This window comes from Marivirga sp., from assembly GCF_024636815.1.
GTDB lineage: Bacteria > Bacteroidota > Bacteroidia > Cytophagales > Cyclobacteriaceae > Marivirga.
On the sequence record NZ_JAGXGF010000184.1, the window covers coordinates 1 to 9,034 of the forward strand.

Sequence of the window (9,034 nt, forward strand, 5' to 3'; positions counted from 1 at the left end):
TAAACAACAAAATAAATCAATTCATATCTGTTTTTTCCGTGTATAGGAAGTTCCTGATTATAACAGAACTCCAAAACGGAAATTACCCGGAAATGAGTCGTAGTTTTAACTTTTATAAAAGGTAGTTGTGCAACAGCCACGAACACCAGTGCCAAATGGAAAGAAAAAGCCTTCAAAATTATTTTTAAGGCAGATACTTTTTGGGGTAAAATGTTTGATGCTATTTTATTAGTAGCCATTTTTCTAAGTGTTTTAGCTGTTGTACTAGAAAGTGTAGGTAGGATCCGATTGAATTATGGCACTTACTTCTTATGGGCTGAATGGATATTTACAGGTTTTTTTCTTATCGAATATATCTTAAGAATTATTATAGTAAAAAAGCCCTTGCACTATATTAAAAGCTTTTTCGGAATGGTAGATTTGCTGTCAATCTTACCCTCTTTATTAGCTTTTGTTTTTGTTGGTGCTCAGTCTTTAATGATTATCAGAGGCCTCAGGCTATTGAGAATTTTTAGGATTTTTAAGCTCACCCAATATTTAGGAGAAGCTTCACAACTTTCTACAGCTCTATTGGCAAGTAGAAAGAAGATTACATTATTTATTGCAACTGTGTTAATTTTAGTATCTATTTTGGGTGCAATTATGTATTTAATTGAACCACCAGAAAGTGGGTTTACTGATATTCCAAAAGGGATTTATTGGTCGATAGTTACCCTTACCACTGTTGGATATGGAGATATCGCCCCGATTACTCCATTAGGTCAAATTGTTGCCTCCTTTATTATGATCATGGGATATGGTATAATAGCAGTACCCACTGGAATAGTAACTTCAGAAATGAATAAAAGTCGATTTAAAACCGATAATAGAAGTTGTACCAGTTGTGGTGCAAAGCAACATGGTGATTTTGCAAAATTTTGTCATAATTGTGGAGAAAAATTACCTCCTGTTTCATAAATGACATTATTTTTCATCAACAATAATTACCTAAATATCGTTGTAGCTTCATGGAAAATGCTGGAATCAACAAAATAGAAAAATTAAGTTTCCCTTGGCAAACACAAGACCCTTTCCTTTTTTGTGTTCATCATGAGGATTTCTTCCCTAAGGGAAATAAAGATTTAGGACCTGCGGCTTCTCTGGATGGCAGAATGATAGGACAAGACTTCACTATTAAAGATGGCTGGAGAATGTATCATGGAAGTAAAGTACCTGGCTTCCCTGCACATCCTCATTGCGGTTTTGAAACTGTTACGGCTGTTAGAAAAGGGTTAGTGGACCATTCGGATTCTTTGGGTGCTGCGGGTCGATTCGGTAACGGAGATGTACAATGGATGACGGCTGGAAAAGGAGTACAACATTCGGAGATGTTTCCATTACTAAAGGAAAATGAAGAAAACCCATTAGAGCTTTTTCAAATTTGGTTGAATTTGCCAAGGTATAGCAAAAAGGTAGATCCTCACTTTGCCATGCTTTGGAAAGACACCATCCCTGTGTATAAGCATACGGATAGTAATGGTAAATCAACAGAAGTCGAGGTAATGGCAGGAAAACTAGGTGATGAAAAAGCACCTAAACCTGCACCGGATTCATGGGCAGCAAATCCAGAGAATGAAGTCGCAATTTGGCATATCAAAATGGAGCCTGGTGCTGAATTCACCTTACCAACAAGCCAAAATAAAATCAATAGAAATTTATATTTCTTTAAGGGTAAGGATTTTAAATTGAACGATACTGATTTACCACATTACCATAGCGCATATTTGGATGCTAGAGCGGATATCACCTTGAAAAATGGTGATGAAGAAGCAAGATTATTACTACTTCAAGGAAAACCAATTAACGAACCAGTAGTTCAACATGGACCATTTGTATTGAATTATCCTGCAGAAGTGCGTGAAACCATAATGGAGTTTCAAAAAACAGAATTCGGAGGATGGCCATGGCCTTCTTATGAAAATGTTCATGATAAAAACAAAGGCAGATTTGCTATACATGCAGATGGAAGAGAGGAAATTAAAGACTGATTCATGCAAGAAAAATTTTTAGAAAGTATTTTTAAAGAACATCAAAATGCGCAGGGCTGTCCTTCTCCAGACAGCATCATATCATTTTATGAGGCTCTATTGGGTTTTATTTTTCCTGATTATGGAAATGAAAAAATTTGCGATAAGGCAAAATTGGAAAGTCGGTATTTGGAACTAAAAAATGAATGGCATAATCTCTTAGAAAAAAGATGCAAAAGCCTTCAAAAAAAATATCCTGGAGAAGAAGAAGTTCTTTTTAATGATTTAGTGAAAATTAAGTCTGCTTTAGAAATAGATATAAGTGCAATATATGAAGGAGATCCAGCAGCTAAAAGCAGATTGGAAGTAGTGAAAACTTATCCGGGATTTAAGGCAATTGCAGCCTATAGGATTGCACATTGTATATATAATGCTGGATATGTTCTAATTGCCCGTATTATAAGTGAGCACGCCCACAGCAAGACTGGAGTGGATATTCATCCTGCTGCAAAAATTGGAAACAATTTCTGTATAGATCACGGAACTGGAATTGTAATTGGAGAAACTACTGATATAGGCAATTATGTAAAAATCTACCAAGGCGTTACTTTAGGCGCTACTAGTGTTCGAAAGGAAAATGCCAGTCTAAAAAGGCACCCAACTATTGGGAATCATGTAGTGATTTATGCAAATGCTACTATTTTAGGAGGGAAAACTGTTATAGGTGATCATTGTATTATTGGCGGCAACAGCTGGATAACAAAAAGCCTGGAGCCTCATTCAAGACTTTATTATGATTCAGAAAATAAGCATCTACATAAAAGTAATGTAAAATAATATGTTTGTAGAAGATTTAGTGGGTAACACCCCAATAGTAGAATTGAAAAATATCCCAACCAATAAAAATGTGAAGATATACTGTAAACTAGAAGGGCAAAATCCTGGAGGGAGTGTAAAAGACCGTGCTGCATTGGGGATGATAGGTGCTGCTTTGGAGAGAGGTGATATCAAAGCAGGAGATAAATTAGTTGAGGCTACTAGTGGTAATACTGGAATTGCTTTAGCTATGATTGCCAAATTGAAGGGATTGCACATGACCTTAATTATGCCGGAAAACTCTACAGCTGAAAGAATTCAAACTATGGAGGCTTATGGAGCTAAGGTGATTTTAACCAAAGCTGAAGGCACTATAGAATATTCCAGGACTGTAGCAGAAGAAATGGCGGCAACAGGTGAATATTATATGCTTAATCAATTCGGAAATCCTGATAATTACAAACAACATTATAAAACAACCGGTCCTGAAATCTGGAATGACACAAATGGTGAAATCACCCATTTTGTATCTGCTATGGGAACAACCGGGACCATAATGGGCGTTTCTCGTTATTTAAAAGAACAAAATCCCAATGTCCAAATTGTAGGTACTCAACCCACAGATGGCTCAAGAATCCCAGGAATCAGAAGATGGTCTCCTGAATTTTTACCAAAAATATTTGAAGCTAAAAGAGTAGATAGAACAATTGATATAAGCGAAGAAGATGCCACCAAAATGACCCAAAGAATGGCAAAGGAAGAAGGAATTTTAGCTGGAATGAGTAGCGGTGGTGCTTTATATGCTGCTCTACAAATTGCTGAAGAAATTGAATCTGGTGTAATTGTTTGCATTACTTGCGATCGTGGAGATCGATATTTGAGTTCAGGTTTATTTAAATAACTTCTACTAAATCTAAAACTTCACCTCTTTTACCATTAAACCTGAAGCAGCAGCATTTAGCTTATCAAAATTTGGAGGATTTCCTTGCAAGGCATCTTCAAGATCATGCAAGGAAATTTCATTTCTACCGATCTTAATTAAAGCACCCATCATTAAGCGAATTTGATATCGCATAAAACCCTTTCCCTTTACTTTAAAAACAAAACTCTTTTCAGGAAAAAAGCTTGCGGTTAATTCTGTATTTTCCTCTATCCTACTCTCCGTAATATTGCGAATTGTATTTTTATTTTCAGCATCGCCTACCATAAAGTATTTAAACTCATGTTCTCCTTCAAATAGTTGTGCGGCTTCCTTCATTTTTGAGATATCAAGAGGGAAATGAATACAATTCATAATAGGCGCAGCAAAAGGATATTTCTCTTTTACCGGAGCAAAATAATAATGATAAGTCTTTTGAGTTACATCTTGAATAATATTGAATTGATTATCAACAGCTTTGATATTAATAACTTTTATATCAGCAGGCAGATTTTCATCTAAATCCTTTTGAAAAGCAGCTAATTCCAATTGATGATTATTGAATAATTCAAAATAAGCAGATTGAGCAGATACCATAGCATCAGTACGTCCAGCTCCTAAAATCTTGAACTTTTCATCTTCAAAAAGGAAAGTTAAGGTTTTTTCCAGCATTCCCTGGAGGGTCCTTACTCCATGTTGAAATTGCCACCCATGATAGCGGAAACCCAAATATTGAATCTCAACTAAATAGAAATATTCGAAACGGGAAGCCATTGAAATTTATTTACAAAGTTGAGCATTTACTTCGCTATGTCCTCTATTGGCTTTACAAGTCCATGCCTTTTTGATGTCCATAACCTGCCAAATACTTCCGCCTAACTTCAATTCAATTCTGTAATATTGGTCATTAATTGAATCATCCTGCAAATTCTTCTTTTCAATCATCACTACTGCATGTGTGATCAATTCATTTCCTGATTTACTTTTAGCCAAAATTTTTACTTCAGGACTAATCATTTGTTGACCTGCAACTCTTATGGCTATGGTGATTGGACTATAAGCCCAGCTCAACCGCATAGTGGTAGCTTTCTCTATTGATTTATTAATTTCAACAATATCAATATTTTCTCCATTTTCAAAAACCTGCTGTTCTAAACCCCAGAGAGGGTCTTTATCATTTTTCTGTGAATCATTTTGTCCGCAAGAAAAAATCAAAAATGAGGTAAGTATCAATAAAAAATTTAAACGCATAAGTTAAGTTATATGGATTCTAAAATTTATTTACACAAAGGATAGTCATTTGATTCTGAATTTCAGGTTCACACCAATGATCCTCGTGTAATTGCCTAATAGGCTCTATTTAGTAAAATATTTTCAATTTTAAGGATTTCTTTTCCCCTTCCAAAAGGAATTTCGCATCCTTATATTTTGGAGCGCTAAAAGTATTGACTGCATCATTGCTTGCTCCATATCCTTCAGTTGGTGCGCCTACAAAGTTAGTATCCATTTCTTCATTTCCATTCTCATCATGTAAAAATACTATTGCATATTCGCCTTGAGGTAAATTTTCAATATTTATGAAATGCGTTTTTTGCATCACTTTTACTTTTTTATTGACAATAGCATTTTCTTCATTATCAGGATAATCATTAGCATTATCAAATACAGATACTAATACATGCCCTTTCATATTTCGAAATTCACTGATTTCTAATTCTAATGTAGCTGTTGAAGGTTGTGCAATAAATGAAAATAAAAAAATAAGATATTGGCTTAAAATCATGATTAAGGTTTTATAGTAAGCAACATCTTTTCCAAGTCAATGTTTACTTTTCCGAAACGTTCTAAAACATCAAAGCTAATTAACATTGACCTAGAGATGTCTTCAGAAATAACGGCTTCCAGATTAGTTAATTGTCCTTCGCCTAGTGCTAAAGAATTTAAAATAAATACATGTGGTGCTTCAAAAGCTTTATTTTCATCTATAAATTGGTAATAATTTCCTTCCTTCCATTCTTTGTAACCTAGTGTTTTGGTTTGAATTAATGTTTTAGCTATATCTTTTGAAATGATTACTTCCTTTGAGGTTTTTTCCAGGCCTACATAAATTTTTAACACATCATTAATCATTACGGGAATTTCAACGGACCCCGAATCACTTAATTGGATAGGAATAGATATTTCATCTCTTTTAAACGCTTCATCCATAAATACTTTATCCATATCCGTTGGTTCTTGAGCTTTTTCAGGATAAATCATTTTAAATTCATCAATAGACCAATCAGACCAATAGAGGATGAATTTTTTATTACCGAACACAATTTTAATATCCTCTAAATTAGGTTTGGTTGGTTTTCCAGCATTCCACCTGCCTTCGTACATCTCTTCTGATTTGGCAATCATCCCTTTCAAATCACCATAAACCCAATTTTCTAAGCCTCCTTCTATGTATACTAATTTATATACATCATTTTCTTTAGCCAAAGCAAGAGAGTAAGACCTGTTTTTAGCAGATAGGGAATAAACTCCTTCTATTGACTCTCTTCCAACATCTTTCCATTTCTGTTTTAAACTGTCCAATTCAAATTGGGCTTGAGTTCCCATAGGAATTACAAGAAATAAGGATACAATAAAAAAGTGCTTCATGGTTCGTCTAAGTGATTTTCAGATTTATCCAAAGATATACTCAATTCAGCGAAATAGAAAAATATGTGTATTTGAATTAAAATTATTAAAGAATTACCCAAAGAAAGTTAGGTAAAACAATACAAACTCATCATTTCTTATTGCCAATTATAAAAACAGTGTTACCAAATCCGTTATCTAAAGTAAAATTTGTTAGTTTTGCCAACATTCTCAAAAAAAAATAACTGATTGAACTAAAAGCTTTATGCAAGAAGTAAATAATTTTCTGATCTTTATTGATAGTTTTATTGGAAGCGCAACCTGGTTTCCATATGCCCTTTTAGGCACAGGTTTATTTTTTACCATCTACCTAAAATTCCCTCAAATACGGTTTTTCAAACATGCTTTAAAAATCGTTAGTGGAAAATTTGATAAAAAAGATTTACCTGGTGATACCTCTCACTTTCAAGCTTTAGCTACAGCTTTATCCGGAACAGTAGGAACTGGAAATATTGCCGGGGTTGCTTTCGCTATTCACTTAGGCGGACCTGCTGCATTATTTTGGATGTTAGTTACCGCAGCAATTGGTATGTGTACAAAATTTGTGGAAGTTTCGCTTTCGCATAAATACAGAACTAAACTTGATGATGGTACAATGGCGGGTGGACCGATGTACTACATGAAAAATGCCAATTTCACACTAAAAGGAAAAAAAGTGAACATGAAATGGCTAGCTGCCATCTTTGCTTTTGCAACGGTTTTATCATCCTTTGGAACTGGTAGTTTGCCACAAATCAACAGTATATCTAGTACTATGCTAGCTACATTTGGAATCGACCAAATGCTTACTGGAGCAGTATTAGCAGTATTTTTAGCTTTAGTTATCATAGGTGGAATCAAAAGAATTGCCGCAGTAACTTCGAAATTAGTGCCTGCTATGGCTATCATTTATTTCATTGGTGCTTTTGCAGTTATCCTTTTTAATTATGAAAACATCATTCCTTCACTAATGGCGATTTTTGGTGATGTATTTACTGGTTCTGCTGCAACTGGTGGTTTCATCGGTGCAAACATTGCTTATGCATTTAATAGAGGTGTGAATAGAGGTCTTTTCTCCAATGAAGCTGGACAGGGTTCTGCACCAATTGCACACGCATCAGCAAAAGCAAACGAACCACTTTCAGAAGGAATGGTGGCTATTTTAGAGCCATTTATTGATACTATTATCATTTGTACGGTTACTGGTTTAGTGTTACTTTCATCAGGTGCTTGGAACGAAAAACATGTTAACAAATTCGAATATTCAGAAATAGAAATTTTAGAGAGGCAATATGTTGAATCAAATGAGGAACATAAAAATAAAATTTATCTTCATATTAATGATGAAGAAAAACTACCTACTTATACAGGAAAAATAGAAGTTGTAGATGGTGAAATCCAAAATAATGAAGATTTTACCTTTATACACAGCAGAAGTTTTGCCGATAACATTATGATTTATAAGGATGAAGGATTGTTAACTGATGAATTATTTACAGGTTCCGTAGCCATCACTAATGGAAAAATATCTGATGATAGATCATTAAAATTCATTGGTGAATCCTTAGTGCATAGTGCACCACTAACCGCAATAGCTTTTAATAGAGGCTTCTTTGGAGATTGGGGACAATACATAGTATCCATAGGATTACTTTTATTTGCCTTTAGTACTGCAATCAGCTGGTCATATTATGGAGATAGAGCAATGACTTACTTATTCGGCCCTAAATCCGTGATTTATTATAGAGTAGTTTATGTGGTAGCTTTCTTCTTTGCTGCTTTTCAAGATACTACCATTATCTGGACATTATCTGCTATAACTATAGCCTTAATGACAATACCTAACTTGATTGGTATCTTATGGCTTAGAAAAGACATGAAAAAGACAATTGGGGAATACGGAGATTTCTTCGAGGAAAATTTTCCGGGTAAAGATCATCCGAAGTTTAAATAAGAGTTAAAATTAAAACTAGATTTACAAAACCACTCAATTAATTTTGAGTGGTTTTTTGTTTTTACTGAACAGAAGGAAACCCTTTGAAGAAGAATATAAGTCATTTCTAAAGAGTATGAGATTAATATTGATAACGCTATGTGTGAGACTAACTATTTCGCCCTTTCAGGGCTTTTGAGTAAGTATCAGGTTATTCATACAGGGCTATCACCCTGTGTTAGAAAATGACGTCCTTTCAGGACTAATATAAATAATCATTCCAAATGTGGATAAAACGTTAGTTATCTTGGATGAGTTTCATACTAAAAGAGTCACAGAAGTTGGATTTCATATTAATTACAATTAAATAAAAACTAACAAACTATAAAGTATTTGTAAAAACATTGCCAAATTCTTTAATTTAAAGTTTAAAAATTGATTATTAAAATAGATGTATAAAGTCCCAAAGGGACGATATATCTTAACGTAGGGTGAAGCCCTACGCTTCTAAAAAACTCAACCTAGCCCTGAAAGGGCGTAATATTTCGATCATAGAATAATAACCTGAGTTCGATTCTAATTTAGGATTCAGAACGCCTGTAAATAGTGAGTTTCAACTAAAAATTCTGAAGCAATAGCGGGCTATTGTAAGGAATTTTTAGGAAGAAAATCGCTGTTTAGAGGTGGGATAGGAAA

At 34.3% G+C, this 9,034-nt stretch carries 10 protein-coding genes; 5 read left to right on the forward strand and 5 right to left on the reverse strand.

The annotated features are described in order from the left end of the window. A partial coding sequence (locus Q0L29_RS13435) for a hypothetical protein (RefSeq protein WP_296622461.1) occupies nt 1–239 on the reverse strand: 239 nt, incomplete at its 3' end. Here Q0L29_RS13435 and Q0L29_RS13440 point away from each other — a divergent pair. From Q0L29_RS13440 to cysM, 4 genes are read left to right on the forward strand one after another with little or no spacing between them, the layout of a single operon-like run. Further along, entirely contained in the window at nt 211–957 is a 747-nt protein-coding gene (locus Q0L29_RS13440; protein ID WP_296622463.1) for an ion transporter, read from the forward strand. The genes Q0L29_RS13435 and Q0L29_RS13440 overlap by 29 nt on opposite strands. 50 nt (nt 958–1,007) lie before the next feature. After that, nucleotides 1,008–2,027, forward strand: coding sequence for a pirin family protein (locus tag Q0L29_RS13445; protein WP_296622464.1), 1,020 nt, complete (start codon nt 1,008–1,010; stop codon nt 2,025–2,027). A 3-nt stretch (nt 2,028–2,030) separates the two neighbouring features. Continuing rightward, nucleotides 2,031–2,843, forward strand: a complete 813-nt coding sequence (epsC, locus tag Q0L29_RS13450) for a serine O-acetyltransferase EpsC (RefSeq protein ID WP_296622465.1) — start codon at nt 2,031–2,033, stop codon at nt 2,841–2,843. Between the two features lies 1 nt (nt 2,844). Continuing rightward, nucleotides 2,845–3,723 (forward strand): cysteine synthase CysM, encoded by an 879-nt coding sequence (gene cysM, locus Q0L29_RS13455; RefSeq protein WP_296622467.1) that lies wholly within the window; start codon nt 2,845–2,847, stop codon nt 3,721–3,723. A gap of 12 nt (nt 3,724–3,735) precedes the next feature. On the opposite strand, the gene truA is transcribed toward cysM, so the two are convergent. The 4 genes from truA to Q0L29_RS13475 form a co-directional block, all read right to left on the reverse strand. After that, entirely contained in the window at nt 3,736–4,515 is a 780-nt protein-coding gene (gene truA / locus Q0L29_RS13460) for a tRNA pseudouridine(38-40) synthase TruA (protein ID WP_296622468.1), read from the reverse strand. Between the two features lie 6 nt (nt 4,516–4,521). Beyond that, nucleotides 4,522–4,992, reverse strand: a complete 471-nt coding sequence (locus Q0L29_RS13465) for a hypothetical protein (RefSeq protein ID WP_296622469.1) — start codon at nt 4,990–4,992, stop codon at nt 4,522–4,524. A 109-nt stretch (nt 4,993–5,101) separates the two neighbouring features. Further along, the gene (locus Q0L29_RS13470) at nt 5,102–5,524 is read right to left on the reverse strand and encodes a DUF2141 domain-containing protein (RefSeq protein WP_296622470.1); all 423 of its coding nucleotides are present in this window, start codon (nt 5,522–5,524) and stop codon (nt 5,102–5,104) included. 2 nt (nt 5,525–5,526) lie between these two features. Further along, nucleotides 5,527–6,387: a hypothetical protein gene (locus Q0L29_RS13475; RefSeq protein ID WP_296622472.1), complete on the reverse strand. Its 861-nt coding sequence runs from the start codon at nt 6,385–6,387 to the stop codon at nt 5,527–5,529. A gap of 244 nt (nt 6,388–6,631) precedes the next feature. Here Q0L29_RS13475 and Q0L29_RS13480 point away from each other — a divergent pair, with 244 nt between their 5' ends. Continuing rightward, complete coding sequence (locus tag Q0L29_RS13480) at nt 6,632–8,359, forward strand: sodium:alanine symporter family protein (protein ID WP_296622474.1); 1,728 nt, start codon at nt 6,632–6,634, stop codon at nt 8,357–8,359. Nucleotides 8,360–9,034: the final 675 nt, after the last annotated feature.